Genomic DNA, 26,796 nt, shown 5'->3' with positions numbered 1-26,796 from the left:
GCTGAGGATATCGCTCCTTTACCATTTTTTCACCAGCGTCAGCCGCAGCGAGCGCGATTCGACCGGGTGGAAGTGCACGTCCTCGCGCTCGGCGGCTTCATTTGGCAGGCGCGATTCATAATAGTAGGCGATTGCCGAATCGCGCCGGTTGGTCAGGTTGAAGCCTTCGATCTCCAGCAGCAGCCCGTTGGCGAGGCGGTAGCCGATGCGGCCATTCATGGTGGTGCTGCCCGCTGCGCGCACGCTGTTGTTTTCGATGAGCGGACGCGCGCCCACATAACGCAGGCGCAGCGCGCCCGACCAGGGTCCGCGCTCGAGCGTCAGCGCGAACTGGCCCACGCCTTCGACCGCGCCGGCGATGCGGTCCGCGCCCGCGGCCACTCCCGCGCCGCGCGCGCGCGCGCGGGCGAAAGCCAGGTCGAGATCGAGCGAGAGCCATTTGAACGGCTTGTAGTAGTTCGACAGCTCGATTCCGGTGCGGCGGCTGGCGGGGCCGGCTTCGGTGTTGCCGGCGTCGCCGACGTAGACCAGTTCCGACGCCATGTCGAGCCGGTACAGCGACAACGCGCTTTGCAGCCTGGGCACAAGCTCGCTGCGCACACCCACTTCCAGAGCGCGCGTGCGCGCCAGGCCCGGCGCGGGCGCCGTGCGCTCGACCGTGCCGCGCGCATCGTTACTGTGAAAGCCGTTGCCGGCGTTGAGATACCACTCGGTCTGCGCCCACGGGCCGAAAATCAGGTTCAGCGAAGGACTGAGCTGATGGTCGCGCGAGCGCGCCGCGCCGCCGCTGTCGCGCACATCGAAGCGGTAGCTGTCGGCGCGCAGGCCGGCCCTGCTGCGCAGCTTGTCGCTCCAGCGCACCTGGTGTTCGGCGAACAGGCCGAGGCTCGATTCGACGACGTGCTCTTCGCGCGTGGTGGAAAGGCGCTCGCGCCGGCGCGTGTTGTACAAACCGTTGAAGATATTGTCGTTCTGGAGTTGCAGGCCGACTGTCAGGTCTGAATTGACGCCGGTGCCGTGGCCATGCCAGGTGTGGGTGGCGTCGACACCGCTGGTCACGCGCCGGTCCGGCTGGCTGAACTGGTCGCCGTTGAGCGGATCGTTGAGAAAATACGTGAAGTTCGAATACAGGTCGAGCTGGTTGCGGATCACGTAGGCGTTGACCTTGGACGCCTGTTCCGCGCCGGTGCGGCGCCATACGCCGGACAGGCTGTAACGGCGCGCCTGGCCGCCATCGCTGTCGTCGATGGCGGCGAAGCGTCCCAGGGTGCCATCGTCGACGGCGCGCTGGGGAATCTGGTCGGTCGCATTCCAGCTGGCGCGGTAGGCCATGGCGCTGATCGTGAAACCGTTGTTGGCGTAGCCCTGGCTGTAGCGCAGCACGGCGTTGACCTTGCGGTAGTCGTCGGGCCGGGTGAAGGGGCCATCGTTGTGCATCGCCTCCAGCGCGTACAGCAGGTTGCCGGGACCCGCCTCGGGCGAACCGGCCAGCAGCGCGCGCGCAAAGCCGATCTGGCCGATGCTGGCGCTGGTGGTCGTTTGCGCCAGACGATTGGCGTAGGTGATCGCCGCCGCGCCGGCCGAAGCAAAGTCGCCATCGCGCGCCGAGTACGGGCCTTTGCGGTAATCCATGCGCGCGGCCAGCTCGGGAATCAGGAAATTGAGGTCGGTCCAGCCCTGGCCATGCGCGTGGCTGCGCTGGTTGACCGGCATGTCGTCCACCGTGGTGCGCAGGTCGGTGCCGTGATCGAGGTTGAAGCCGCGCAGGAAAAACTGGTTGGCCTTGCCCTCGCCGCTGTGCTGGGTGGCGATCAGGCCGGGGACCGCTTCGAGCAGTTCGCCGGGGCGGTACACGGTGCGCATTTCCAGCTGCTTCTGACTCAGGCTGCCGGCGTTGGCCGCGTCCGCGATGCCGAGCTGGCTGGCGCGCGAACCGTCGATCAGCACGCGCTGGAGCACCAGGTCGTCGGCGCGCGCGGCGCTGTGGCACAACAGGAGGGACAGGGCGATCGGGGAAAGGCGTAAAGCTGCTTGCATGGTCACGGTAGTTACTGTTCTTTTTTGTTGCGCTCAAAAGTGAGCGTGCCGATGGTGCCGCCGCGGTTGATGTTGACGGTATTGACCTGGTCGGGCAAAAAGTCGGACAAGACCTCGTCATGCACGCGCACGACGGCCGCCAGCGGGGTCTTTTCCACTTCCTGGTAGATCACCACGCTCTCGACGCTGGTGCTCACGCCGACCCAGCGCAGCGGCAGGCGTGCCCTGTCGGCGCCGAGCAGGTAGAACTGCCTGTCGACGTATTTGCGCAGCACCGCTTCGTCCTGCGGGTCGGACAGGTCGAGCTGGCGCTGGTACAGGTTGGCCAGCAGCGCTTCGATATCGTGCGCCATGTAGGTGTGCACGACTTCGATGCTGCCGGTGTTCTGGTTGAACGAGATATCGGTGATCCCCGCGTGAAAGCGGTGCGCCTGCGCGCCGAGGCAGGCGCAGGCCAGCAGCGCGCCCAGCGCGAGGCGGCGCTTCATTGCGCGGCCTTGCCGTCTTTGGATTTCAACGGTGTCTTGAAGTCCTTCATCAAGTCGTCCTTGCTGCGGTCGGTCTTGAACAGTTCCAGGCGCGACGGCGTAATCTTGCGCGGCCAGGCATTGTTGCTGTTGTCGATATCGGCCGTTTCCCAATACGGGTCCTGGGTCAGGCCGACCATCGGTTCGTCGGTGACGATCAGCTTCGTGATTCTCTTCGACGAGTAGCGCCACACTTCGGCCGGAATGCGCTCGATCGTCTTTTTGCCGGACTTGAGCTCGATCTCCAGCACCAGCGGCGTCACCAGCCCGCCGATGTTGGAAAAATCGACCAGGTACAGGTGCTTGCCCTTCGCGAGCAGCGCCTTTTCCCAGTCTTCCAGCCCTTCCAGGGATTCCTGGTACTTGTTGCGGTCCTTGTTGGTGACCGTGAAGTCGTCATGCTCGTTGTAGAAGTCCTTCAGTTCCGGATGCGCGTCGACGCGGCGCGCCATGCCCTTGTCGCGCTGGGTCGTCACCGACACCGGCTCGGCATCCTTGCGCGCCTTTTTCCAGGCTTTTTCGATTTCCGGATTCTTGGTGATGACGCCATATTCGGTGATGCCGTCGACGCTGACGTCCACCGCGTCGGTGGTGTAGAACCAGCCGCGCCAGAACCAGTCGAGGTCCGTGCCGGAGGCGTCTTCCATGGTGCGGAAAAAGTCGGCCGGGGTAGGGCGCTTGAACTTCCAGCGCTGCGCGTACTCGCGGAAGGCGAAGTCGAACAGCTCGCGTCCCAGCACCGTCTCGCGCAGCACGATCAGCGAGGTGGCCGGCTTGGCGTAGGCGTTGTTGCCGCGCTGGAGAACCGACTCCGAATCGGTCATCACCGGCACCTGGTTCTTGCTGCGCATGTAGTCGACGATGGCGCGCGGATCGCCGCGCGTGTCGGGGAAGTCTTCTTCCCAGGCGCGCTCGGACAGGTACTCCAGGAAGCTGTTCAGGCCCTCGTCCATCCAGGTCCACTGGCGCTCGTCGGAATTGACGATCATCGGGAAGTAGTTGTGGCCCACCTCGTGGATGATCACGCCGATCAGGCCATACTTGGTGCGGCGCGAATAGGTCAGTTCACCGGTCTTCTTGTCCTTGGTCGGACGCGGACCGTTAAATGAAATCATCGGGTATTCCATCCCGCCCACCGGGCCGTTGACCGAGATCGCGATCGGATACGGATAGTCGAAGGCGTACTTGTTGTACTGCTCGATGGTGTGGACGATGGCCTGGGTCGAATAGCGCTCCCACAGCGGATTGCCTTCCTTCGGGTAGTACGACATCGCCATCACGTCGGTGCCGCCCTTCTTGTAGCCCTGCGCATCCCAGATGAACTTGCGGCTGCTGGCAAAGGCGAAATCGCGCACGTTGTTCGCCTTGTAGTGCCAGGTCTTGCTGGCGCTTGAGCGCGATTTTTCGGCCGCTTCGGCTTCCTTTTGCGTGACGATGAGTACCGGTTTGCTGCTGGTGCGCGCCTGCCGCAGGCGTTCGCGCTGGGCGGCGCTGAGCACAGCGCCGGGATTCTGCAGCTCGCCCGTGCTGGCCACGATATGGTCGGCCGGGACGGTCAGTTCGATGTCGTAGTCGCCGAACTCCAGGGTGAATTCGCCGTCGCCGAGGTACTGCTTGTTCTGCCAGCCGGCCGCATCGTAATAGGCCGCCATGCGCGGGTACCACTGGGCGACTTCGAACAGGTCGTTCTTGTCTTCCTCGAATTTTTCGTAGCCGGAGCGGCGTCCGAGCACATTCATTTCGGGGATGTTGAAATTCCACGCCATCTGGAACGAGAAGCGCGAACCGGGCTTGATCGGCTGCGGCAGGTCGATCCGCATCATGGTCTTGTTGATGGTGTACCTGAGCGGCTGGCCGCCGCCATCGCTCAAGCTGGTGATATTGAAGCCGCCATCGAAGCTGCGGCTCAGGGCGATGAAGCGCATCGCCTCGAAACGCATGCCGTCCGCCTCGGTCGCCTTGGCCCACGCCTCGCGCGAAGGCACGGTGGAGATGGCGCGGTTGTCCGAATCGGCGCGGAACATGTTCTGGTCCAGCTGCACCCACAGGTACGAGAGCGTATCCGGCGAATTGTTATGGTAGGTGACCGTGCCGCTGCCATCGATGCGGCGCTTGGCTTCATCGAGCGTGGCGCGCAGCTTGTAGTCGGCGCGTTGCTGCCAGTAGGCGTGGCCGGGCGCACCCGACGCGGTGCGGGTGATGCCGGGCGTGGGCAGCAGCTCCTCGAGCTGGCGGAACTTGTCGTCGAAAGCCGGTGCCGCCGCAGCGGTGGCGCAAGCCAGGCAGGCCGCCAGGGCCAGGGAAAGGTGTTTGATGATCATTGGGGGCAGGCTCGTGTCATGCGAAAAGAGGCGGGCACCCGATCGTGCCCGCCCTTGCTACTTGGTTTTCAACGGCGTGTTGAAGTCCTTCATCAGGTCGTCCTTGGTGCGGTCGGTCTTGAACAGCTCCAGGCGCGACGGCGTAATCTTGCGCGGCCAGGCATTGTTGCTGTTGTCGATATCGGCCGTTTCCCAGTATGGGTCGTGGGTCAGGCCCACCAGCGGTTCGTCGGTGACGATCAGCTTCGTGATTCTCTTCGACGAGTAGCGCCACACTTCGGCCGGAATGCGCTCGATCGTTTTTTTGCCGGACTTGAGCTCGATCTCCAGCACCAGCGGCGTCACCAGCCCGCCGATGTTCGAAAAATCGACCAGGTACAGGTGCTTGCCTTGCGCGAGCAGCGCCTTTTCCCAGTCTTCCAGTCCTTCCACGGCTTCCTGGTACTTGTTGCGGTCCTTGTTGGTGACCGTGAAATCGTCATGCTCGTTGTAGAAGTCCTTCAGTTCCGGATGCGCGTCCACGCGGCGCGCCGTGCCCTTGTCGCGCTGGGTGGTCACCGACACCGGCTCGGCATCCTTGCGCGCCTTTTTCCAGGCTTTTTCGATCTCCGGATTCTTGGTGCTCACGCCATATTCGGTGATGCCGTCCACGCTCACGTCCACCGCGTCGGTGGTGTAGAACCAGCCGCGCCAGAACCAGTCGAGATCCGTGCCCGAGGCGTCTTCCATGGTGCGGAAAAAGTCCGATGGCGTCGGCCGCTTGAACTTCCAGCGCTGCGCGTACTCGCGGAAAGCGAAGTCGAACAGCTCGCGCCCCAGCACCGTCTCGCGCAGCACGTTCAGGGCCGCCGCCGGCTTGGCGTAGGCGTTGTTCCCGAACTGCAGCAGCGATTCGGAATTGGTCATGATCGGCACCTGGTCGCGCGAACGCATGTAGTCGACGATGGTGCGCGCTTCGCCGCGCGACTGCGGATAATTCTCTTCCCACGCGTTCTGCGCCAGGCCCTGGACGAAGGTGTTCAGGCCTTCGTCCATCCAGGTCCACTGGCGCTCGTCGGAATTGACGATCATCGGGAAGTAGTTGTGGCCTACCTCATGGATGATCACGCCGATCAGGCCATACTTGGTGCGCTTGGAATAGGTCAGCTCACCGGTCTTCTTGTCCTTGGTCGGACGCGGGCCGTTGAACGAAATCATCGGATATTCCATGCCGCCGATCGGACCATTGACCGAGATCGCCGCCGGATACGGGTAGTCCAGCGAATACTTGTTGTATTGTTCGATGGTGTGGACGATGGCCTGGGTCGAATATTTTTCCCACAGCGGATTGCCTTCTTTCGGGTAGTACGACATGGCCATCGTGTCGGTGCCGCCCTTCTTGTAGCCCTGCGCATCCCAGATGAACTTGCGGCTGCTGGCAAAGGCGAAATCGCGCACGTTCCTGGCCTTGTAGTGCCAGGTGCGGGTGCCGCTGGCGCGCGATTTTTCGGCCGCTTCGGCTTCCTGCTGGGTGACGATGATCACCGGTTTGCTGCTGGTGCGGGCCTTTTGCAGGCGCTCGCGCTGGGTCGCCGTCAATACCTCGCCCGGGTTTTGCAGCTCGCCCGTGCTGGCCACGATATGGTCGGCCGGGACGGTCAGCCGCACGTCGTAGTCGCCGAATTCCAGCGTGAACTCGCCGGCGCCGAGGAACTGCTTGTGCTGCCAGCCATACACGTCGTAGTACGCCGCCATGCGCGGGAACCAGTGCGCGATTTCGAACAGGTCGTTCTTGTCGTCGAATTTTTCGTAGCCGGTGCGTCCGCCCTGGACCTTGGCGTCGTTGATGTTGAAGCTGAAGTCGATGTCGAACGACAGGCGCGCGCCCGGCTTCATCGGCTGCGGCAGGTCGATCCGCATCATGGTCTTGTTGATCGTGTGGCGCAGCGGCTTGCCGTCCGCGCCCTTGACCGCGCCGATCGCGAAGCCGCCTTCGAAGCCGGGGTTTTCCAGGATCGAGCGCATGCCTTCGAAGCGCATGCCGTCTTCATCGCTGCGCGCCTTGGCCCAGGCCTCGCGCGAGGCCACCGTGGCCGACATGCGCGCGTCCGAATCGGGCTTGAAGATATTCTGGTCCAGCTGCACCCACAGGTACGACAGGGTGTCCGGCGAGTTGTTGTGGTACGTGATTGTCTCGGTCGCACTGATGGTGCGCTTGTTTTCATCGAGGCGCGCGCGGATCGTGTAGTCGGCGCGCTGCTGCCAGTAGGCGTGGCCCGGAGCGCCGGCCGCATTGCGGATCGTGTTCGGCGTCGGCAGCACTTCCTCGAGCTGGCGGAACTTGTCGTCGAACGGTTCGGCGGCCGAGGCGATGCCCGCCACGAGGAGCAACGCAACGAAGACCGGCATACGGATCATGTTTTCCCTGATTTTTCTCGTGAAAAAGAGGAAGTATTCTAAACGTACCGATTAGTCAATTGTTTCAGGGAATTGTAAAAAAGCTGAAACATACACGCGGGCGCAGGCTATGATTGCCGGGGCCGATTATTGCGGTGATGCGGGCGCGGGGAGGCGTGGCGGAATGGACATGAATTTCAAGGCAAGCATCCTGATTGTCGATGGCGTATCCGACAACCTTGTACTGATCGAAGAGCTGTTGCAGGAGCGTTATCACGTGCGGCTGGCGAGGAGTGGCGAGGACGCGCTGCGCATCGCGCAGCAGGCGCCGCTGCCGGACCTGATCGTGCTCGGTGGCGCGCTGGCCGATGCCGACAGCCTGCGCGTGTTTCACGGCTTGAAGTGCCAGGTATTGAGTAGCGAGACGCCGGTGATCATGCTCATCGCAGACGAGGGCGCGCAGCTGGAAGAGCGCGCGTGGCGCGACGGCGTGGCCGATGTGGTGCGGCTGCCGTTCACGCCGGCGGCGCTGCTGGCGCGCGTGGCCACGCAGCTCAAGTTGCGCGCGGCCGACGGCATGCTGCGCGACCAGCATCGCCATTTCGAACATTTGGTGGCCGAGCGCGTGCGCGACGCCGGCTTGATGCAGGATGCGACCGTGCTGGCGATGGCGGTGCTGGCCGAGTCGCGCGATCCCGGCGTCGGCCAGCATCTGCTGCGCACGCAGCGCTACGTGACGGCGCTGGCGCGCGAGCTGCGCTTTGTAGCGGCCTACACGGCCGAACTGACCAACGACGCCATCGCGCTGCTGCACAAGGCGGCGCCGCTGCACGACATCGGCAAGGTCGGCGTGCCCGATGCGGTTTTGCTCAAGCCGGGCAAATTGAGCGACAGCGAATTCGAGCTGATGAAACTGCATACCGTGTACGGGCGCGACGCGATTGCCGGCGTCGAACGCACGCTCGGCGGCAGCAACGGCTTTTTGCGCTGCGCGCGCGAGATCGCCTGGTCGCACCAGGAAAAGTGGGATGGATCGGGCTATCCGCAAGGGCTGGCGGGCGACGCGATTCCGCTGTCGGCGCGGCTGATGGCGGTGGCCGACGTGTACGACGCCTTGACCACGGCGCGCGTGTACCGGCCGGCGTTCACGCACGAAACTGCGGTCGAGCTGATCCGCCAGGGCCGCGGCGAACATTTCGATCCCGACATCGTGGACGCCATGCTCGCCATCGAAGAACGCTTCAAAGCCATCGCCACCGCGTTTCCGCCACCCTGAACCGGGGTCAGAGCTCTGACTTGCAACTTTTTCAAAATCGACATAGTGGTGGTGCCAAACACCGTGCAACGCCGGCGAAACATTCCTGGCTTGCCACGGTTTTTTGTGCTTACGAGCTATGACTCAGGCTGTTGACTTGACGTGATCGTCGACTTGCCCGTGATCGCCGCCTTTGAAACCGTCTTCTTTGCAAAACCGGAGCGTGCCCACGATTTTGTAACGTCTGACGTCGGGCAATGTTTCGAATTAGAGCTCTGACCCCGGTTGTAGGCGCTTGAGAGGGACGGCTGTAGGAAGTTGGGGTGTCGGGAAGTGTTGTTGGGCCGCGCCATTTGTGCGATTTCCGCATACCAATATGCTATAGTCAACTCGCATACCCGGGCGCGCCCGGCCTTCGGTACAACGTGGAGCGAACCGATGCGGACTCAAGGATACCTGGCCTTTGCAGTCGGTATTTGTCTGACCATGTGGACCTGCGTTGCCGTGCTCGATGCGCAGCAGGCGCGCATCGCGGCCGCCTTCCAGCGCGACGCCGACAAGGTGGCCACCGATACCAATGTGCGCCTGCAAACCTATTTCGACATGCTGCTCAGTATTAAGGGCGCCTTCGCCGTCAACGACCAGGTCGACCGCGCGCAGTTCGCCCGCTTCGTGCGCGAACTTAATCTGACCACGCGCTACCCCGGCTTCCAGGCGATCCAGTTCGTGCGCCATGTGCCGGCCGCCGACCTGGCCCGCTTCACCGAGTCCGTGCGGCGCGATACGCGCCTGGTTGCCGAAGGCTATCCGAGCTTCACCGTCCATCCGCAGGTAGCGCGCGCCGAGCACTTCATCATCGAATACACCGAGCCGCTCAAGGGCAACGAGAACGCCTTCGGCCTCGATCTGGCCGCGCTGCCGCCGCATTTGCAGGCGGTCGAATCGGGCCGCGACAGCGGCGAGATCGTCGCCACCGAACGCATCACACTGGTGCAGGATGACAGCGGCCAGCCCGGCTTCGTGGCGCGCGCGCCGGTCTACCGCCAGAACGTGCCGCTGACCACCGTGGCCGAACGGCGCGCCGCCCTGGTGGGTATGGTGGCGATCGTGTTCCGCGTGAAGAACCTGATGCACGAGGTGATCGAGCCGCAGTTGTTGAGCCAGATGGCGTTTCGGATCCACGATGCCGGCAATCTGGCCGACGGCGCGGCCGCGCCCTTCCACACCTCGAACGTGATGTTCGATACCACCCGCGCCGCCGCGCCGCCGCTGCCCGGCGTGCAGACCGAGGCGCGCCTGAACGTGGCGCAGCGCCAGTGGGTGATGCGCTTCGAGGCGCTGCCCGGAAGCCGCTACAGCCGCGATGTGCGGCCGGCGCTGGTCATCGCCACCGGCGGTCTGGTGATCAGCACCCTGATCGCGGCGCTGATGATCGCCTCGCGCCGCAGCCGCACCCTGGCGCAGCAGGTGCGTGTGACGCTCGACGAGCAGCGCGCCTTCCAGGACAGCGCCAACGTCGGCATCGCGCTGTTCTCGCACGGCGTGATCATGCGCTGCAACCGGGGCATGGAGGAGATGATGGGCTACGCGCCGGGCGAGCTGGCGGGAAGCCAGACGCAGGTGCTTTCGCGCGCGGCGGCGGCCGGCGCGCCCGATCCGTTTGCGGTCGATCCGCAAACCCGGCGCTGGCAGGGCGAGCTGAAACTGATGCGCAAGGACGGCAGCACGATCTGGTGCCTGATCAACGGCAAGGCGCTCGACGCCTCCGACCTGTCGAAGGGCGGCGTGTGGGTGATCCAGAATATCAGCGACCGCAAACACACCGAGGCGGCGCTGGTCGACGCCAAGGATGGCCTGGAGCACAGCCTGGCCGAACTCGAACAGCAAAAGGCCAACGTCGAAACCGCGCACCGCGACCTGTCGACGGTGCTGGCCACGCTCAAGCAGGCCCAGACCAATCTGATCACGTCCGAAAAAATGGCGTCGCTCGGGTCGCTCGTGGCCGGCATCGCGCATGAACTCAATACCCCGATCGGCAACAGCCTCCTGACCGCCACCGCGCTGGCCGACATGGTGGCCGAATTCGAGCGCAAGTACGCCGGCGGCGGCATCAAGCGTTCGGCGCTGGAGGCGCACATGGCCGATACGCGCCTGGCCTGCGACATCATGGCCAGTTCGCTGCGCCGCGCGGGCGACCTGATTACCTCGTTCAAGCAGGTGGCGGTGGACCAGACCTCGGACCAGCGCCGCCGCTTCGATCTGTGCGACCTGGTGCGCGACACCTTGGCGACTTACGCGGCGCAGCTGCGCCGAGCCAATTGCGAGACGCGCTTCGATGGCCCGGGCAGCCTGCTGCTCGATTCCTATCCGGGCAGCGTGGGACAGGTGCTGTCGAATTTGATCAACAACGCGCTGCTGCACGCGTTCGAGGGGCGCACCAGCGCGCTCATTACGATCACCGCGCGCGAGATCGAGGACGACAAGCTGCTGCTCATTTTCAGCGACGATGGGGTGGGCATGCCGCCCAAGATCCTGCACCAGGTGTTCGATCCGTTTTTCACGACCAAGATGGGACAGGGCGGCTCGGGGCTGGGGATGAATATCGTCTACAACATCGTCACCGGCATGCTCGGCGGGAGCATCGAGATCGAATCGTCGCCCGAGCATGGCACCAGCGTCACGGTGCGTATTCCGCGCAAGGCGCCCAACCGCGAGAGCGAGGCGGCCGAGGTGAATATGCTGCTGATGTAAGGGTGTCCCGCCGGGGAAGTTGGTGCTGGCCGTTGATGCCGGTTCAGGCGGCGTAGCGTTCCCTGAGCAGGCCCAGCATCGCCACGTTCTGGTCCCACGCGTTCGAGAGCGGCTCGCCGCTGAACGGCAGGGTCTGGGTGTACGGCACCGGTCCGAATTCGGGCGTGAGCGTCGTCAATTCGGCACCGGCGGCGCGGCGCAGCGTCACGATCCGGTCCCACCATGCAAGATGGCGCGCCAGTTCGGCGCCGAACTGCGGTGCGCGGAAGTCGCTCACCTGCGGTCCCTGCGCATGGCCGACGCGCGCGTGGATGTGGCGCACATGCGGCAAGGTCGCCTCAAGGGTGGCCGGCTGGTCCTCCAGCAGCGATTCGCAAGCGCAGCACCAGTGCGACAGGTCGGCTGTCAGTTCCAGTCCGGGCAGCTCGCGCAGGTACGGCAGCAGCAGCATCGGATGGCCCGAGAAGCGGCTGCGGTGGATCTCGTGCACGATCGGCACGCCGTGCTCGCGCGCGATGCCCGCCGTCAGCGCGATCAGTTCCAGGTTCTGTTCATGCGTGTAGAAGTCCTTGCCGGTGTGCGTGTTGACGAACAGCGGACGCGCGGCGCAGGCGTTGGCCAGATAAGCCGCCAGCGCCTCGCGGTGCGCTTCGAACTCCGGGTGGAACACGGTTTCCCACTGCTGCGCGATCAGCAGCAGGCCGGCGTCGGCGATGCGCGCGGTCCAGTCGTCGCGCTGGGCACAATCCAAAGGCAGCGACATTTCTATACCGTCGAAACCGGCCGCCTTGACGCGCGCGATGAACACGGCGGGCGCGAGCTCGTTGCTGCCCCAGTGCGGGGCGAAGATGCGGATGTCCATCGCCTGGGTCCCCATAATTTATTCGAAGCCCCGCACCGGAAAGCTGGCATCGCGCTGGATCCAGTTCTGCGGCGAGTAGGCGGTGGTGCCGTCGGTCGCATGCAGCGTGTACGCATGGCGCGACACCGGCGAGCGGTTCGGCGCGCTGTAGTGCGGCAGCAGTCCGTGAAAACATACCAGGCTGCCGGCTTTCGCTTCGAGCGGCACGGCGGTGCTGTCGTCCGGCCAGGGCATGCTGTCGAGCGTTTCCATCCTGATGTCGTCGCCATGGCGCACGAAGCGCTCGCGCATCGGGCCGCGATGGCCGCCCGGTTCGACCCACAGGCAGCCATTATCGATGGTGGCGTCTTCCAGCGCGAACCAGAAGGTGGTCACGCTGACCGGCGTGGTCTCGAAAAAGGTCGCGTCCTGGTGCCAGCGCACTTCGCCGCCGATGCCGGGCTGCTTGAAGATGTACATCGATTGCCACACCTTGGGGTCGACCAGTCCCAGGTCGCGCGCCACCGCGGCCAGTTTCGCGTCGCGCGAAAAGGCGTCGAACACCGGATCGAGATCGTGCAGCGCGTGGCCGATCTTGTTGATCGAGAGGGCCTTTTGCTGGCGCAGCTGGCCGTCCGGACCGAACGCTTCTTCCTCGAAAAAGCAGCGGATGGTGTTATCCGAGCGCAGGAAGTAGTCGTCGGTGGCGGTGGTCTGGTCGCGTGTGGTGAAGATCGAGCGGCCCTGGGCTGGATCGAATTCGTTGACAATCTCGCCGGCGCGCTGGCGCAGCCGGGCGATGTCGTCCATGGTCTTGAAGCCGGGGACGACGAGGTAGCCGTCGCGCTGGAATTGGTCGCGTTGTTCGGTGCTGAGCATGGGTGTGGCTCCTGCCATGGTGGAAGCTGCCATTGTAGGGTCGGCACGAGAGCCCGGCAATCGCCGGATCGGTTGACAGATTGTCGCCATCCGGTTGACAATCGGGCGCATGGATCAACTGCGCGCAATGGAGATGTTTGTCGAGGTGGCGCGCCTGCGCAGTTTTTCTGCCGCCGGGCGCCGCCTGGGCGTCACGCGCGCCATGGTCAGCAAGCAGATCATGCAGCTCGAAGCGATGCTCGATGCGCGCCTGCTGCACCGCTCCACCCGCGAAGTGAGCCTGACCGACGCCGGCCATGCCTATCTGGCGCCATGCCAGGCGACGGTGGAACAGGCGCGCGAGGCGGCGCGCGCCATCAGCCCGGCCGGCGCCGAGCTGGCCGGGGCGCTGCGGATCCAGGCGCCGTCCGGTTTCGGCAGCGCGTGGCTGGCCGACGCGGTGGCGCGTTTCAGCCTGCGCCATCCGCTGCTCACGCCCTCGCTGTTCGTCGACGATGCGCTGCTCGACCCGATCCGCCATGGCTTCGACCTGACCATCCGCGTGGGCGGCATCCCGGACAGCAGCGGCCTGGCCATGCGCCGCCTGGCGCCATGCCGCGGGGTGCTGTGCGCCAGTCCGGATTACCTGGCCAGATGGGGCGTGCCGCACACGCCGGAGGAACTGCTCGCTCACCAGTGCCTGCACTTTTCGCACCTGACCGACGGCACCAGCTGGCACTTCACGCGCGGCGGCGAACGGCGCACGGTGCGGGTCAACGCCGTGTTTACCGCGAATAGCGGGCTGGTGCTGCAGCAGGCGGCCGAGCGCGGGCTGGGCATTGTCTACAACACCACTTTCCTGGCGTGGCAAAAGCTGATCGACGGGGCCCTGGTGCCGGTGCTGCCGGACTGGGAACTGCCGCTGAACGACTTGTCGGCCCTGTACCCGGCCAGCCGCCAGCTCTCGCCCAAGGTCAGGGCGCTGGTCGATTTCCTGGTGGAGGAATACCGCGTGGCGCCGTGGGATCTGGCGCTGGCGCAGGCCGGCGTCCTTCCATAATCTACGTCTCGGCGCCGACCAGCCAGGCGCCGTCCTGGTAGACCAGTTCATCATCCAGGTACACCGCTTCCGTCACGGCGAAGATGTCGACGTGGTAGCGCGCATCCTTGCGCTTGAAGCCCGGCTTCTGGTACACGCCGTGCTTGGCCCCCAGCGACAGGTGGATGCCGCACATGCGCTCATAGGTGCCGATGTCGTTGACGCGGCGCTCGCGCGTAAACGCGCGGTTCATGCCGAAGCCGAGTTCGCGCAGCCAGACCTCGCCTTCCTCAAGCCGGATGATCTCCAGTACCTGCTCGAATTCCGGCGTGGCGTTTTCCGTACCGACCACGCGGCCGCGTTCGACGATCAGCGTGATCGGGGTCTCGGGACGGTTCACCATGTACGAGGTGTCGCCGAAGACGTGAATGCGCGCGCGCCCGTTGACCGCTTCCAGTTCCTGCGCTTCGGTGAACACTTCGCCGATCGGGAACTGGCCGCCGACATTGTTCATGCCGCTGTAGTCGCCCACATTGAGCTTGGCCGATTCGAACGGCGAGGCAAACACCAGCGTTTCGCCGCCGCTGTGCACCACGCCCATGGAGGCGCCATCGATGCGGCGCTTGAGCGCCTTGCCCACGCCGCGGTAATAGGCGCTGTCGTAGGCCAGCGATTCGATGTAGTGTTCTCCCTGCGCGCCCGGCATGCGCGACAGGTGCACGTGCTCGATCACTTTCAGTCCCAGTTTGAACAGCTCGACCCGGATGCGGAAGGCTTCAAGGCGGAAGTTGGTCGACTGGATCAGCACCACCAGGTCGTGCGCGGCCATGCCCTTGAAGGCGGCCAGCACCTCGCCGGCGGCGACGGTGTCGAAGTCGATGAAGACGGCGTCGGGCAGGTTGCGGCGGTAGCCAGCGGTGAGCGCGCGCGCCAGGTCGGAGCGGCGGTCGTATACCACCAGCGCGCGCTGCGCCGGGCCGTGTTCGACCACGGTGGCGAGTACCTCGCGCAGGTGGGCGGTGGCGGCATCGACGGCGTGCGCGGGAATGGCGCCCCAGGGGGCGGCGGTCAGGTCAGGGGAGGTCATGGTGCGCTGCAAGGTAGTCAATGGCATCCATTATACGTGCCCGGTTTTGCTTGGGAGCCACACTTCCTTGTCGAAGCAATAATGCTTTGCGTAATTTATTGCGATGACCCGACGGGCCTATGTTAACGTCGGGTAAAACTACACGGTTCAAGGCCGGACCCATCCATCCGAAAAATTCCAGGAGACAAAGATGAAATTACTTTTCCAGAAACTGCTGTTCGCTGTTTTTGCCATGACCCTCGCCGGCGCCGTCAGCGCGCAGGATGCCCCCAAGCGCGGTACGGCCGATGAAGCGGTGGCCATGGTCAAGAAGGCCAGCGCCTATGTCAACGAGAACGGCCGCGACAAGGCGATCGCCGCCTTCAACGATCCCAAGGGCGAGTTCATCAAGGGTGATCTGTACGTCTTCATGTTTACCTTCGACGGCACCGCGCTCGCGCACGGCCAGAATGCCAAGATGGTCGGCAAGAACCTGATGGACCTGAAGGCCGGCGAGGTGTTTCCGATCCGTGAATTCATCAAGATCGCCAAGAGCCCTGCGGGGACCGGCTGGTTCGGCTACAAGTGGCCCAATTCGATCACCAAGGCCATGGAAGAGAAAAACACCTACGTCGAGCGCAATGGCGATGTGCTGATCGGCGTGGGTACCTATAAGTAGGGCGTCCGCCAGGCATCCTGCCCCGCTCCCCCTTATGCCACGAGACGGTACCCTGTAAATAAACCGCGTATGCAATCCGTTTGCGCTATGATTTGAAGAGCAACACCGGCCCGCATCGACGGGCCGCAACTCTTATACATATATGGCGGCAAGCGAGATGGCACACCGATGGGAAACGCCCGGCAGCGTTTGGCTGGAAGATGAACACACGGCGCAGTTTGAACTGGCGTCGAGCGAGGGACTCGGGCGCATCGAGCGCCAGGCGCAGCCGCGCGGGCGCCTTCCCGATATCGCGCACCTGCTCGGCGCCTCGCTGCCGCTGTCCTGCGACTGTTCGCCCATCTATCCCGAAGGTTTCGCCTTCTGCCCCACCTGCGGCGCGCCGCTCGACAAACTGGCCGGCCGCGCCCGCACGCCGCCCGACTGGTGGGGGCCATGGCTTGACCAGCTGCTGCCGCGCCATGTGCCGCATGGCCTGAACGTGACCGCGCTGGCGCTGGGCGAGACCCTCGAAGAACGCCCGCCCGCACCGGCCCCCGGCCGCCCCGAGCGCAGCATGCCGGCCCCGCCCAACGCGCACTGCGTGTTCGCGGCCGGCGCCTTCGGCTTTCCTGCGCAGCGCCTGATCGCGCTGGCGCACGCCCGCAATGTGCTGCAGTACTGGGACCCGCACGGCCAGGCCTGGCACATCATGGCGCCCGAAGAAAATGCCTCCGACCTGAGCTTCGGCGTCGCGGCCGCGTCCTACGCCTGGCTGCCGGCCAGCGATCCGCAGCGCGGCGAAGTGGGGCTGGTGCCGACCGACCGTGGCCTGCGCCGCCTGTTCATCAATCCGGTCAGCGAAACCTATCGCACCGAGACCGTGTTCGATGGCCTGCTCGCCAGCGCTCCGGGCGCCATGCGCCGCCACGTGGCCTGCCTGGTCAACGGCGAGGCCGGCACGCAGCTGTGGAGCGCGCACAGCGACATGAGCGACGAAGTCGTCTACGACTGCGACGCGCCGGCCGGGCAATGGGCGCGCCCGGTCGGCTACGACGGCAAGCTGTTCTGGCTGCACGCCCAGGGCCAGCTGGTATGGCAGCCCGGCGCGCCGCCGCAATGGATCGCGTGGCCGCCCGGATGGTCGCCGCGCCTGCAGTTCGGCGGCCCCACCCAAAGCCGCGACGGCCGCCTGTGGCTGATCGGCCATGACGGCCAGGCCTATTCCTTCCTCGAACTGGGCAAGCTGGCCGGCCAGCGCGAAGAATTGAGCGGCGCGCGCCTCGGTTTCGCCAGCCTGCTGTTCCGGCGCGGCCACGCGGTGGTGGGCGAACCGTGGGGCCAGGAGCACGTCGAAGATCCGCACGACGACGACGCCATGGTGCTGCCGCTGCTGCGCGGCTTTAACAACAACCGCAGCCAGCCCAGTGGCCTGGTGCTGCGCTTTCACCAGTACACCGGCATGGCCGAAGATGCGCTGGCCGGACGCATCATCGCGCGCACCACGTTCGAATGGATCGGCAAGCGCAACGTGATCCTCGACGACATCGCGCGCCTGGCGCATCCGCTCGAGTGCGTGCCCTTCGTGTACGACAACTGCCTGTGGCTGCACCATCCAGACTGGAACCAGGTGCGCGGCTGGCGCCTGGACGCACTGCCGTGACCCGCGCGATGTCGCGCTACGCGTGCTTTGCCGCCAGCGTTGCCCTGCTGTGCGCCGGCGCGCCCGCCATGGCCGCTTCGCACGTGTTCCTGGTCCAGAATTCCGGCTGGATGGAGCCGTTCTACACCGACCCGGCCTCGCCCTTCAAGCCGCTGGTGGCCGAAATCATCATGGCCGCCACCGGCCCGGGCGACCCGATGGTGCTGGCCGCCTTCAACCAGAGCCTGCCCGGCGCGCCGTCGCCCAGGGCGCTGCTCTCGCTCAAGGTCGACCCGGTGCCGGCCCGGCGCGCGGTAGTGAGCGCGCTCGCAGCCCTTGAGGTCGCACGCAAACCGGGCGGCACCGCGCTGGCCGACACCGACCTCAATGAAGCCGTCAGTTCGGCCATTGGCACGGCGCTGGGCGGCAAACCGGGCCTGGTGTGGCTGGTCACGAACAACCGCAACAGCCCGAACAACGACCAGGCCACGGCACTGCGCAACCGCGATTTTTACCAGCTGATTCACCGTGGCGGCGCGATCAGCAAGGCGCTCGCGTTCCCGCTGCAAATGCCGGTGCAGGGCACGCAGTACCGCGCCAATGGGCTGATGGTGTATGTGTTCGCGGTGGGCGAGCAGGGCGCGCGCGAGCTCGATGCGCTGCTGGCGTCGGGCCGCCTGCAGCGCGTCATCACCGAACCGGCCGCGCGCCTGAAACCGCTCGACCGCGATACCGTGCGCCTGGTGCCGCGCAAGGTCAGCGACGCGCCGGGCGTGGCGTTTTCGATGGCGCCCGGCGGCGTGCTGCATGTCGCTGTCGATGCCGATACGCGCGCCCCGGCCGCCAGGATCGAGTGGAATCTGGAGAACACGATTTACCCTTACACGATCGCCAGCGCGACCCTGGGCGCACGCTCGGTGCTGGGCGGCGAAAACCGTCCCATCTCATTGGCCAGCACCGGGGTCAGCCAGCTGGCGCCTGGCAAAAGCGCGCCGCTGGCGTCGACCATGCAGCTGCCGGTGGCGCAACTGCCGGGCACATGGTCGCTCGACGCGATTACCTCGGCCGGATCGGCCTACGTGCTGCCGGGGCGGATCGAACTGCAACTGAGCGGCCAGCGGCTGGAACTGTCGCAGGCCTTCCGCCAGCGCATGGCCACGCTGTTCCCGGGCGACCCGCTGCCGGATATCTTTACGCCGCCGGCGCAGATCGACGCGTCGAGCGTCGCGCTGCCGCTCGAAGTGCGCGTCCATTACGGCGTCGGCCCGCTGCTGGCGGCCATCGGCGCGGCGCTGTTGCTGCTGGGCGCGGCCGCTTGGGCCATGCTGGCCATGGCGCGCCCGCGCAAGGCCTACGTGACGGTGGAGGACGAATTGCGTACCATGCAGGCGCGCGCCGGCACCGTGCAGCCGATCTACGACAAGGCGGGCAACAAGGTGGCGCAACTGAAAACCACGCTGTTCGGCCATCGGCTGATCGACCTGCGCGAAGGCGCGCAGGTTCGGCTGGGCCGCTAAACTTTTACTCTCATCAGGACGATCTTCATGCAAAATCCCCAGGCTCCCGCAAGCGCACCCGCCGATCCCGGTTTCAAGCTCCCCGGCGACAGCAGCGCGCCGGCCGGGCAGACCACCAGGGAGGCCGATGGCACCTTGAGTACGCAGGCGCCGATCGAAGTCGCGCCGGTGCTTGGCGCGCCAGCGGCCGATACCTCCTCGCGCGACCTGGCCATCGGCGGCGCCGTGTTCCTGGTACTGCTGATCGTGTACTTTTTCGTGCGTAACGCTTACGTGCACCACCTGGTGGTCAAGCGCGTGGCGCCGTCGACCGCCGGCAGCGCCGGCTGGCTGCTGTTCGTCGGCCTGTCGTTCGTGAGCGCGGCGGCGGTGCTGGCGCTCATCAACGCCAGCAAATTCCTGACCCTGGCGATCACCGCGCCGCTGGTGGCGATCGGCCTGGTCGCCCTTGGCGCCGCCCTGTTCGTGGGCCGGCGCTGATCGGCCTGCGCCGACGACGCAACGTGACGATTCAATGATTGAAAGACAATGACAATGGCAGAATTTCCCAACACCGGCAGCGGCGCAGCGAAGGCCGAACTGAAGGTCGACCTGCGGCCCACGCTGTTCATCGGCGCTGGCGGCACCGGCATGGAAGTGATGCTGCGGATTCGCCGCCGCATCCTGTCGGAGGTCTGGAACCGCCACAATCCGACCCGCGTCGAATCGATCGCGCAGTTCCCGGTCGCGCGCTTTTTGCACTTCGACCTCGATAACAACGCCATCATCGACGAGGGCAAGTCGCAGCGCACCGACCCGTGGTACGAACTGGTCAAGCTGGGCGACGACGAGCGCCTGGTCGAGTCGCTCGACCTGCCGCAGTATCACGAGTCCGACGACAGCCTGGCGCGCTTTCCGCTGATCGAAAACTGGATGCCGCTGCGGCCCAAAAAACTGCGTTCGCTCGGGATCGATCCGTCCAAGGGCGCGGGCCAGATCCGCGCGCTGGCGCGCCTGTACCTGTTCGACAAGTATCCCAAGCTGCGCGGCCGCATCAAGAGCTCGCTCAATTTCTTGAGCAGCAACGCCGGCAACGAGCGCAAGGAAACCTACCAGCGCCTGGGGCTCCAGGTCGATACCTCCAAGTTCCGCATCGTCGTCATCGCCTCGTGCGCGGGCGGCACGGGCGCGGGCAGTGCCATCGACCTTGGCTGGATTTCCAAGGCCATCGCGCGCCAGGAAGTATCCGACAACCAGGTCGACCTGGTCATGTTCATGCCGTCCGGTTTCGCCAAGGCCAACAAGGAGCGCACCGAGGCCAACGCCTACGCCACCCTGATGGAGCTGGAAACGACCATGCGCGACATGAATGCGCAGGTCCGCTGGGCCGAGCCGGATAACCTGGTCGGCAAGGGCGCGCCCTTCGACGATGTGTATTTTGTCGATACCGCCAACCTGGCCAACAAGGCCACCAGCGACGTCAAGGATGTCTACCAGATGGTGGCCGACACCCTGTTCGAAGACTTCGCCTCGGCCGATTTTGCCAACCGCAAGCGCTCGATCGCGGTCAACCAGCAGCAGCACAAGCTTGGGCCGTTCAATCCGCGCGTGCCGGAACAGCGCTTCGGCGACATGCGCCTGTCGTATTCCAAGGTGTATTCGGCCTTCGGCCAGGCGGTGCTCGACACCCAGCAAAGCCTGCGCGACGATATCCGCGCCTACGAGCTGGCCGCGCTGATGGTCAAGGCCTTCTTCGGCCTGGCTGGCGAGCACGCGGCCAGTGGCCGCGGGCTCGGACAGCTGGTTTCGCGCCGCGCGGGCGACCAGGAGCGCGACGTCTTCATGCGCGAGCAGATGTCGATGAGCGAGCATCCGTTCGACGAATTCCCCGACTTCAAGAAGGGCACGGTCGACCTGACCCCGTTCCAGGAATACGCGCTGACCGACCAGCTGCTGATGGACAAGGACCAGCGCTCGCTGCTCGAACGGGTCGAGAGCAAGGTGCAGCTGGAGATGGACCGCATCATGGCGTCCTACGATCTGGGCGTGTGGCGCGAAAAAGTGGCCGAGCTGCTGCCGCACCTGGAGCGCGACGCCATCCGCGAAGCCGGCGCCACCGCCGAAACCAGCGAAGACCGCATCAAGCGCCATACGCTTGAACTGACCACGCGCCTCAAGGGCCGCGCGCGCACCCAGTTGTACGCGCTGCTGGACGACCGCAAGCAGGGCGGGCTGGAATTCGTGCTCTCGCTGCTGGAGCAGATCAAGGCGCGCCTGCTGCAGCGCGACCTGGGCAACGCCGAACGCAATGGCAAGCGCTATCGCGACATCCGCGACGCGCTGCGCACGCGCCAGGTCGAGGAATCGCTGGGCAACCTGTCGCAGGCGGCCAGCCGCCTGTTCGGCAAGGATGCGCAGGCGCGCGAAGTGATGGCCCACCTCAAGCGCGACATCGCCGACTATCTGCGCTTCCACCTGCTGGCGGTGGCGGCCGGCCAGTCGATCGACGTCATGCGCACCATGTCGGCCTGGCTGGGCGACCCGCAAAGCACCGACGAACAGGGCCAGGCTGTGTGGACCGGCATCGCCGGCGAATTCCAGGAAGGGCGGCGCTGCGTGCAGGCCATGCTCGGCGCGGTCGACCAGCGCATCGACCAGCTGCGCGCCGACGCGCGCCACGAACACGCAACCTATATCAAGCTGGCCAGCGACATCCTGCCCGAGCCGGTGGCCTTGAGCGGCGACATTCACGCCTGGAGCGAAGAAGTGCTGCTCGAATTCGGCGGTTCCGCGCGCCTGTTCCCGCAGCTGGGCGACGAAAAACTGCGCGCCAGCCTGCTGCTCAAACTGTTCCGCCGCGCCCAGACCCAGCTCACCGTCGAACAACTGGACGACGCCGAACCGGTCGATCCGCTGCTCGAACGCCTGGGCGCCATGTCGCCGCAGGAGCGGGCCCGCATTTTCGGCGAGTGGCTCAAGAGCGCCATGCCGTGGATGAACGCGCGCTTCTCGGCCGAGTTCACGCCCCGCGCCGACCAGTTCAAGTGCTTCATCGGGGTGGGCGACGTCAATGCCTGGCGCCTGATGGAAACCGAGATCCGCGCCGCGGTGCCGGCCGGCTCCTTCCATGGCGACCTGGTTTCGGTGGTCAATACCGGCATCAGCGGCAAGGCGGTGTGCTACATCGAGCTGTCGGGCTTTCCGATGACGGTGCTGCGCGGCCTGCCGACCTGGCGTACCTCGTACCAGATCGAAAACCCCAAGATCCCGACCCACCTGCACTTCGACGCCACGCGCTTCCGCCATCCGATTTCGCCGTCGATGGATGAACTGAACCGCCTGGCCGATGACTACGAGTGGTTCTTGCAGGCCAACGCGCTCGGCGTGATCCGCCGCAAGGGCGACCTGGCCGACCGCGAAGCGTCGTTCCAGCCGCGCGGGCAATACCTGTTCGAAGTCGAACCGGGTTCCGGCGAGTGGCTCCAGATCGGCAACGAGTTCGCGATCCGCTCCAACGGCCTGCCGCCGTACTACCGCGAACAGGTGATCGGCGCGGTGCAGCAGCGCCTGGCCAGGCTCGGGCCGAACCAGTTCGTCATGCTGGCGGCCCTGATGCGCCACTTCCAGCAGCGCGTGTATGAACCGAAGCTCGAAGTCGACGAAACCGGCGCCCAGCTGCCGTCGCCGTCGCTGCCGAACATCACCGCGCGCCGCCTGTACGAGCAATGGTTCAAGCGCGCGCGCGCCATGAATCCGGCGCTGTCGCAGCGCGATATCGACGACGCCGGCGCCGCGCTGACGCAGTGGACCGAGCCGGTGCCCGGTTCGGCCAGCGATGCCTACGCGTGGGAGGTCGAGAAATCGGTCGACAAGCGCGCCATTCGCGCTGCCTTCCTGGCCAGCGAACCCGAGGCGGCTCAGGCGCTGGCCGCGCGCGCGCTGGCGCCGCCACCACCGCCGCCGCAGGCCGTGGGCGGGCGCTATAAACTGTTCATCAACGGCGCCCAGCAGGGACCGTTTTCGATTGACGAGATTGCGCTGCGCATCGGGCGCGCCGAAGCCGGGCCTGACACCCGCGTCTGGAACATGCAGTGGAATCCCAAAGCCGACAAGTGGAAGACCGCGGGCGAGCTGCCGGAACTGGCCACCTTGTTCGACGATGCCATCCCGGACCCCGACAACGACATACCCGATCCGGACTGACGCCATGAACCTGCAAGACCAAGTGATCTACCGCTGCATCCACGCCGCCTGCGCGCGGCCGATGCCGCGCCGGGTCGATTTTTGCCCGTATTGCGGCACCGCCCAGCACGAGGGCGCGCTGCGCCCGGCGTCCGCCGCCGTGTGCGAGCCCGTGCCCGCGCCCGAACCGGTGTCCAAGCCGGTGCCCGCACCTGCGCCGCCGGTCGATACGCCGGCCTTCGTGCAGCAAGTGCCGCCCGCGCCGGCCATGCCCGCTCCGGCCGCCGCCGCGCCACTCCAGCCGCCCATGCCTGGTCCGGCCGCCGCCGCCGTACCACCGCCGCCGCCCAAGGCCGCGCCGCGTGCCGCGCCCTCCGGGCCGGCACTGCGCAAACCGATCCGCCTGCGCTACTGGCTGCTGGCACTCGCCATCCTGGCCGGGATCTGGTTCATGGCCAGGCCCGAGCCGAAGAAGTTCGAGGCGCGCATCGAGCAGGCGATTTTGCAGGCCGAGGATTGCAATATCAAGGAGGCCAGGGCCGAACTGCAAGCGCTCAGGAACGACAAGGCCGGCGCCGCCCAGCTTGAGCGCCTGCAGTCGTCGATCGGCGCGGCGGCCAGTGCCTGCGAGCGCAAACGCGCGCGCGGCGCCAAGGCCAAGCCCACGCCCAAACGCGACACCCCGGCCGCCGCGCTCAAACCCGCAGTCCCGGTGCTCGAACGGCCAGTGCTGGAACGCCCGGTTGGCCAGTCGGCGCGCAACCTGATCGCCGAGGCGGAGCGCGACATCGCCCGGGGTAATTACAAGGCTGCGTCCAACAAGCTCGAAACCTGCATCGCCATGGTGGAGGGCAGCCGCGAATGCGCCGCCTACAAAGTGCACGCCGACCGCCTGCTCAGGGACATGCAGCACTGCGTGGCGACCGGACGCGACTGGATGAACGAGCGCTGCATGTAAATACAATCGCACTGCGGCAACTCGTCATACATGTATCTTTTTTGTAAAGATTGTCAAAGTGCTTGCGGGAATGTTGCTACTTGGTCTACGATCAACGTTTTCCACCTCACCGGAGACGTCGATGGCTCTCAGCAGAATTTTTCCATCGCTGGCGCTGGCCTGCGGCGCAGCCTCGGTACAAGCTGCCAGCTTCGACTGCGTGTCGCCCGAGTTTCCCGAAAAGTTGGTATCGAGCCAGGCCGCGCGCCGCATCGACGACCAGGTGCGCGCGTGGGAAAAATGCTATGCCCAGTTCCGCGCCAGCCACTGGAGCATCGATGCCGCGCGCCAGAACGACGAAGTGGCGGCCGGCGCCGAACGCTGGATCACGCTCTCGCGCGCGGCGGGCACGCCCAACCCCGCCACTGCGCCGCGCGCACGCAATACCGACGCGCCGGCCAGGGTCGCGCGCGGAAGACGCGAGAGCCAGGCCATGCGCTTCGTCGAACAGACCCCGGTCGAATACGCGGTCGAACTGCGCTAACCGTCTACAATGGGCGCATCTCGATCGCAATGCCCGACAACACCGCGTTGCCCGATAAAGGGTCGCGCAGGTTTTCATCGAGCAGCGCGTTCAGGTTCACCCCCGGCCGTTCGGCCGCCACGCGCATCTGCGTGCCTTCCAGGTTGTGGCCCCAGCCATGCGGCAGGCTGACCACCCCCGGCATCATCTGCTCCGACATCTCCACCTGCACTTCGATCATGCGTTCGCCGTTGCGGATCTGCGCCATCGCGCCATCGACCAGGCCAAGCCGCTCGGCGTCGACCGGATGGACCAGCGCAGTGCAGCGGTAGGGGCCTTTGGCCAGCACCGGCAGGTTGTGCATCCAGCTGTTGTTCGAGCGTAGCTGGCGCCGCCCGACGATGACCAGCTCCGGCCTTGGGGCTTGCAGGTCGGCGCTTGCCCTCGCCAGGTCGTCCAGCAGCACCTGCGGCGCCAGTTCGATCTTGCCCGAGGGGGTGCGCAGCGCTTCCGGAATGCGGCTGCTCATCGGCCCCAGGTCGATGCCGGACGGCGCCGCCTTCAGGCGCGCCAGGGTCAGCCCGTCCGGATGTTTGCCGAACTGGTCGCCGTACGGGCCGCTGCGCAGCGCCAGGTCGAGCATGCGTTCGGCGCCGCGCCCGCTGCCCAGGGCCGCCATCAGCGCGGGCGCCGCCGTACCCGCCGCGCGCGCCAGGTCTTCCTGCATCTGTTCGTCGTCGAGCGCGTCGACGTCGGCGTTCGCGCCCAGTCCTTTGGCGATGGCGGCGATGCGCATCAGGCTTTGCCACTCGTCCGGCTGATCGCCCGTGCGCGCCAGCACCGGTGCGCTGTAGCGGGCGTGATTGCGGTGCGAGAACTGGGTGAATGTGACGTCGTAATGCGCCTCTTCCAGCGGCGACAGGGCCGGCAGAATCACGTCGGCGTGGCGCGAGGTTTCATTCAGATAGATATCCATGCTGACCATGAAATCGAGCCCGTCGAGCGCTTTGGCCAGGCGCGCCCCGTTCGGCGCCGACAGCACCGGATTGGCGGCAATCGCAATGACCGCGCGCACCTGGCCGGGGCCGGGCGTGTCGATTTCTTCGGCCAGGCAGGTCACCGGCAGTTCGCCCGACACTTCCGCCGCGCCCGAGACGCGCGAGCGATAGCGCCCGGTGACCACGCCGCGCCCGATGCCCGGGGCGCCGCGCGTGTTGGCCGAAAACGCGGCCGCTTTCGGGAACATGGCGCCGCCTTCCTGGTCCAGGTGCCCGGTCAGCACGTTGATCACATCGATCAGCCACGAACACAGGGTGCCGAATTGCTGGGTGCAGGTGCCGATGCGCCCGTAAATGGCCGCGCGCGGGGTGTTGGCCAGGCTGCGCGCCAGCTGGCGCATGGTGCCCGCGTCGATGCCGCAGCGCGCCGCCACCCGTTCGGGCGCGTACTCGCGCACCGCCGCTTCGACCTGCTCCAGGCCCACCGTGTGTTCAGCCAGGCGGCCGAGGCGCACCAGTTGTTCGTCGAACAGCGCGTGCGCGATCCCCAGCAGGAAGAAGACATCGGCGCCGGGGCGGATGAAGTGATGGGCGTCGGCCACGTCGGCCGTTTCGGTGCGGCGCGGATCGACCACGACCAGCTGGCCGCCGCGCGCGCGCAGGGCCTTGGCCTTGCCGCGAAAGTCCGGCACGGTCCACAGGCTGCCGTTCGAGACCATCGGATTGGCGCCCAGGACCAGCAAGAAGTCGCAGCGCTCGATGTCCGGCACCGGCACCGACAGCCAGCTGCCGAACATCAAGCCGACCGACAGCATCTTCGGCACCTGGTCCACGCTCGACGCCGAGAACATATTGCGCGTGCCGAGTGCGCGCGCCAGGCGCGGAAAATACAGCATCAGGCTCATTTTGTGCGACACCGGGTTGCCCAGCACGGTGGCCACGGCGTTGGCGCCGCCGGCGGCGATGACGGGCGGCAGGCGGCGTTCGATTTCGGCGTAGGCTTCGTCCCAGGTGGCTGGCTCGAACACGCCATTGCGTTTGATCAGCGGCGTGCGCAGGCGGTCCGGATCGTCGTGCAGGTCTTTCAGGCCGATCGCCTTGGGGCACAGGAAGCCATGCGAAAACACATCGCTGGCGTCGCCGCGGATGCGCACCACCTTGTTCTCTTCGAGGTCGAGTTCAAGCCCGCAGCACGCTTCGCAAAACGGACAGATACGGTGCGCGAGGGCGGCAGGCACGGCGGCGGGAATGGAGGTGGACAAGGTCATGGCGAGCGCTTTCCAAAAAAT

Annotated in this window: 18 protein-coding genes; 10 read left to right on the top strand and 8 right to left on the bottom strand. The window is 65.8% G+C overall.

Annotated features, from left to right (window positions below; translation table 11 throughout):
• Window positions 1-18: 18 nt before the first annotated feature.
• Genes F2P45_RS09635 through F2P45_RS09620 form a run of 4 tightly spaced genes read right to left on the bottom strand, consistent with a single transcriptional unit; the run spans window position 19 to window position 7,282 of the window.
• Window positions 19-2,037, bottom strand: coding sequence for a TonB-dependent receptor (locus tag F2P45_RS09635; protein ID WP_166873438.1), 2,019 nt, complete (start codon window positions 2,035-2,037; stop codon window positions 19-21).
• Between the two features lie 11 nt (window positions 2,038-2,048).
• Window positions 2,049-2,525 carry a DUF6702 family protein gene (locus F2P45_RS09630; protein WP_166873435.1) on the bottom strand — a complete coding sequence of 159 codons (477 nt, stop codon included), beginning with the start codon at window positions 2,523-2,525 and terminating at the stop codon, window positions 2,049-2,051.
• Window positions 2,522-4,885, bottom strand: coding sequence for a M1 family metallopeptidase (locus tag F2P45_RS09625; RefSeq protein ID WP_166873432.1), 2,364 nt, complete (start codon window positions 4,883-4,885; stop codon window positions 2,522-2,524). Before F2P45_RS09625 ends, F2P45_RS09630 begins: the two co-directional genes overlap by 4 nt.
• 57 nt (window positions 4,886-4,942) lie before the next feature.
• Window positions 4,943-7,282, bottom strand: a complete 2,340-nt coding sequence (locus tag F2P45_RS09620) for a M1 family metallopeptidase (RefSeq protein WP_166873429.1) — start codon at window positions 7,280-7,282, stop codon at window positions 4,943-4,945.
• A gap of 169 nt (window positions 7,283-7,451) precedes the next feature.
• Here F2P45_RS09620 and F2P45_RS09615 point away from each other — a divergent pair, with 169 nt between their 5' ends.
• Together F2P45_RS09615 and F2P45_RS09610 are read left to right on the top strand one after the other, a co-directional pair.
• Window positions 7,452-8,537 carry an HD-GYP domain-containing protein gene (locus F2P45_RS09615; protein WP_166873426.1) on the top strand — a complete coding sequence of 362 codons (1,086 nt, stop codon included), beginning with the start codon at window positions 7,452-7,454 and terminating at the stop codon, window positions 8,535-8,537.
• A gap of 417 nt (window positions 8,538-8,954) precedes the next feature.
• The gene (locus tag F2P45_RS09610) at window positions 8,955-11,267 is read left to right on the top strand and encodes a sensor histidine kinase (RefSeq protein ID WP_166873424.1); all 2,313 of its coding nucleotides are present in this window, start codon (window positions 8,955-8,957) and stop codon (window positions 11,265-11,267) included.
• A gap of 43 nt (window positions 11,268-11,310) precedes the next feature.
• Here F2P45_RS09610 and F2P45_RS09605 read toward each other — a convergent pair whose 3' ends face one another.
• Both F2P45_RS09605 and F2P45_RS09600 read right to left on the bottom strand, forming a co-directional pair.
• Window positions 11,311-12,129 carry an IolE/MocC family protein gene (locus tag F2P45_RS09605; protein WP_166873422.1) on the bottom strand — a complete coding sequence of 273 codons (819 nt, stop codon included), beginning with the start codon at window positions 12,127-12,129 and terminating at the stop codon, window positions 11,311-11,313.
• Window positions 12,130-12,147: 18 nt separating this feature from the next.
• Window positions 12,148-12,987, bottom strand: a complete 840-nt coding sequence (locus F2P45_RS09600; RefSeq protein ID WP_166873419.1) for a phytanoyl-CoA dioxygenase family protein — start codon at window positions 12,985-12,987, stop codon at window positions 12,148-12,150.
• Window positions 12,988-13,096: 109 nt separating this feature from the next.
• Here F2P45_RS09600 and F2P45_RS09595 point away from each other — a divergent pair, with 109 nt between their 5' ends.
• On the top strand, window positions 13,097-14,026 hold the full coding sequence (locus F2P45_RS09595) for a LysR family transcriptional regulator (RefSeq protein ID WP_229504995.1): 930 nt from the start codon (window positions 13,097-13,099) through the stop codon (window positions 14,024-14,026).
• 1 nt (window position 14,027) lies between these two features.
• Here F2P45_RS09595 and F2P45_RS09590 read toward each other — a convergent pair whose 3' ends face one another.
• Window positions 14,028-15,092: a M29 family metallopeptidase gene (locus tag F2P45_RS09590; protein WP_166873780.1), complete on the bottom strand. Its 1,065-nt coding sequence runs from the start codon at window positions 15,090-15,092 to the stop codon at window positions 14,028-14,030.
• A 190-nt stretch (window positions 15,093-15,282) separates the two neighbouring features.
• On the opposite strand from F2P45_RS09590, the gene F2P45_RS09585 reads away from it, so the two are divergent.
• From F2P45_RS09585 to F2P45_RS09555, 7 genes are all read left to right on the top strand, one after another.
• A complete protein-coding gene (locus tag F2P45_RS09585; protein WP_166873416.1) occupies window positions 15,283-15,750 on the top strand; it encodes a cache domain-containing protein in 468 nt (155 codons plus the stop codon).
• Window positions 15,751-15,907: 157 nt separating this feature from the next.
• Entirely contained in the window at window positions 15,908-17,392 is a 1,485-nt protein-coding gene (locus F2P45_RS09580; protein ID WP_166873414.1) for a hypothetical protein, read from the top strand.
• The gene (locus F2P45_RS09575) at window positions 17,389-18,888 is read left to right on the top strand and encodes a hypothetical protein (protein ID WP_370663229.1); all 1,500 of its coding nucleotides are present in this window, start codon (window positions 17,389-17,391) and stop codon (window positions 18,886-18,888) included. The genes F2P45_RS09580 and F2P45_RS09575 overlap by 4 nt, the downstream gene beginning before the upstream one ends.
• A gap of 27 nt (window positions 18,889-18,915) precedes the next feature.
• The gene (locus F2P45_RS09570; protein ID WP_166873411.1) at window positions 18,916-19,368 is read left to right on the top strand and encodes a hypothetical protein; all 453 of its coding nucleotides are present in this window, start codon (window positions 18,916-18,918) and stop codon (window positions 19,366-19,368) included.
• A 54-nt stretch (window positions 19,369-19,422) separates the two neighbouring features.
• Complete coding sequence (locus tag F2P45_RS09565; protein WP_166873408.1) at window positions 19,423-23,070, top strand: tubulin-like doman-containing protein; 3,648 nt, start codon at window positions 19,423-19,425, stop codon at window positions 23,068-23,070.
• Between the two features lie 4 nt (window positions 23,071-23,074).
• Entirely contained in the window at window positions 23,075-24,007 is a 933-nt protein-coding gene (locus F2P45_RS09560; RefSeq protein WP_166873405.1) for a hypothetical protein, read from the top strand.
• Between the two features lie 121 nt (window positions 24,008-24,128).
• Window positions 24,129-24,530 carry a hypothetical protein gene (locus F2P45_RS09555; protein WP_166873402.1) on the top strand — a complete coding sequence of 134 codons (402 nt, stop codon included), beginning with the start codon at window positions 24,129-24,131 and terminating at the stop codon, window positions 24,528-24,530.
• A 4-nt stretch (window positions 24,531-24,534) separates the two neighbouring features.
• Here F2P45_RS09555 and F2P45_RS09550 read toward each other — a convergent pair whose 3' ends face one another.
• Window positions 24,535-26,775 (bottom strand): molybdopterin-dependent oxidoreductase, encoded by a 2,241-nt coding sequence (locus F2P45_RS09550; RefSeq protein WP_166873399.1) that lies wholly within the window; start codon window positions 26,773-26,775, stop codon window positions 24,535-24,537.
• Between the last annotated feature and the right edge of the window lie 21 nt (window positions 26,776-26,796).

It is taken from the genome of Massilia mucilaginosa (assembly GCF_011682145.1).
Classification (GTDB): Bacteria; Pseudomonadota; Gammaproteobacteria; order Burkholderiales; family Burkholderiaceae_D; genus Telluria_A; species Telluria_A mucilaginosa.
Note: the sequence above shows the minus strand (reverse complement) of the source record. Positions and strands in the feature narration are given on the sequence as shown.

Bases quoted from the DNA above. Each gene is read 5' to 3' on its own strand.
- F2P45_RS09635 (WP_166873438.1), bottom strand. From the start codon at position 2,037: ATGCAAGCAGCTTTACGCCTTTCCCCGATCGCCCTGTCCCTCCTGTTG.
- F2P45_RS09630 (WP_166873435.1), bottom strand. From the start codon at position 2,525: ATGAAGCGCCGCCTCGCGCTGGGCGCGCTGCTGGCCTGCGCCTGCCTC.
- F2P45_RS09625 (WP_166873432.1), bottom strand. From the start codon at position 4,885: ATGATCATCAAACACCTTTCCCTGGCCCTGGCGGCCTGCCTGGCTTGC.
- F2P45_RS09620 (WP_166873429.1), bottom strand. From the start codon at position 7,282: ATGATCCGTATGCCGGTCTTCGTTGCGTTGCTCCTCGTGGCGGGCATC.
- F2P45_RS09615 (WP_166873426.1), top strand. From the start codon at position 7,452: ATGAATTTCAAGGCAAGCATCCTGATTGTCGATGGCGTATCCGACAAC.
- F2P45_RS09610 (WP_166873424.1), top strand. From the start codon at position 8,955: ATGCGGACTCAAGGATACCTGGCCTTTGCAGTCGGTATTTGTCTGACC.
- F2P45_RS09605 (WP_166873422.1), bottom strand. From the start codon at position 12,129: ATGGACATCCGCATCTTCGCCCCGCACTGGGGCAGCAACGAGCTCGCG.
- F2P45_RS09600 (WP_166873419.1), bottom strand. From the start codon at position 12,987: ATGCTCAGCACCGAACAACGCGACCAATTCCAGCGCGACGGCTACCTC.
- F2P45_RS09595 (WP_229504995.1), top strand. From the start codon at position 13,097: ATGGATCAACTGCGCGCAATGGAGATGTTTGTCGAGGTGGCGCGCCTG.
- F2P45_RS09590 (WP_166873780.1), bottom strand. From the start codon at position 15,092: ATGACCTCCCCTGACCTGACCGCCGCCCCCTGGGGCGCCATTCCCGCG.
- F2P45_RS09585 (WP_166873416.1), top strand. From the start codon at position 15,283: ATGAAATTACTTTTCCAGAAACTGCTGTTCGCTGTTTTTGCCATGACC.
- F2P45_RS09580 (WP_166873414.1), top strand. From the start codon at position 15,908: ATGGCACACCGATGGGAAACGCCCGGCAGCGTTTGGCTGGAAGATGAA.
- F2P45_RS09570 (WP_166873411.1), top strand. From the start codon at position 18,916: ATGCAAAATCCCCAGGCTCCCGCAAGCGCACCCGCCGATCCCGGTTTC.
- F2P45_RS09565 (WP_166873408.1), top strand. From the start codon at position 19,423: ATGGCAGAATTTCCCAACACCGGCAGCGGCGCAGCGAAGGCCGAACTG.
- F2P45_RS09560 (WP_166873405.1), top strand. From the start codon at position 23,075: ATGAACCTGCAAGACCAAGTGATCTACCGCTGCATCCACGCCGCCTGC.
- F2P45_RS09555 (WP_166873402.1), top strand. From the start codon at position 24,129: ATGGCTCTCAGCAGAATTTTTCCATCGCTGGCGCTGGCCTGCGGCGCA.
- F2P45_RS09550 (WP_166873399.1), bottom strand. From the start codon at position 26,775: ATGACCTTGTCCACCTCCATTCCCGCCGCCGTGCCTGCCGCCCTCGCG.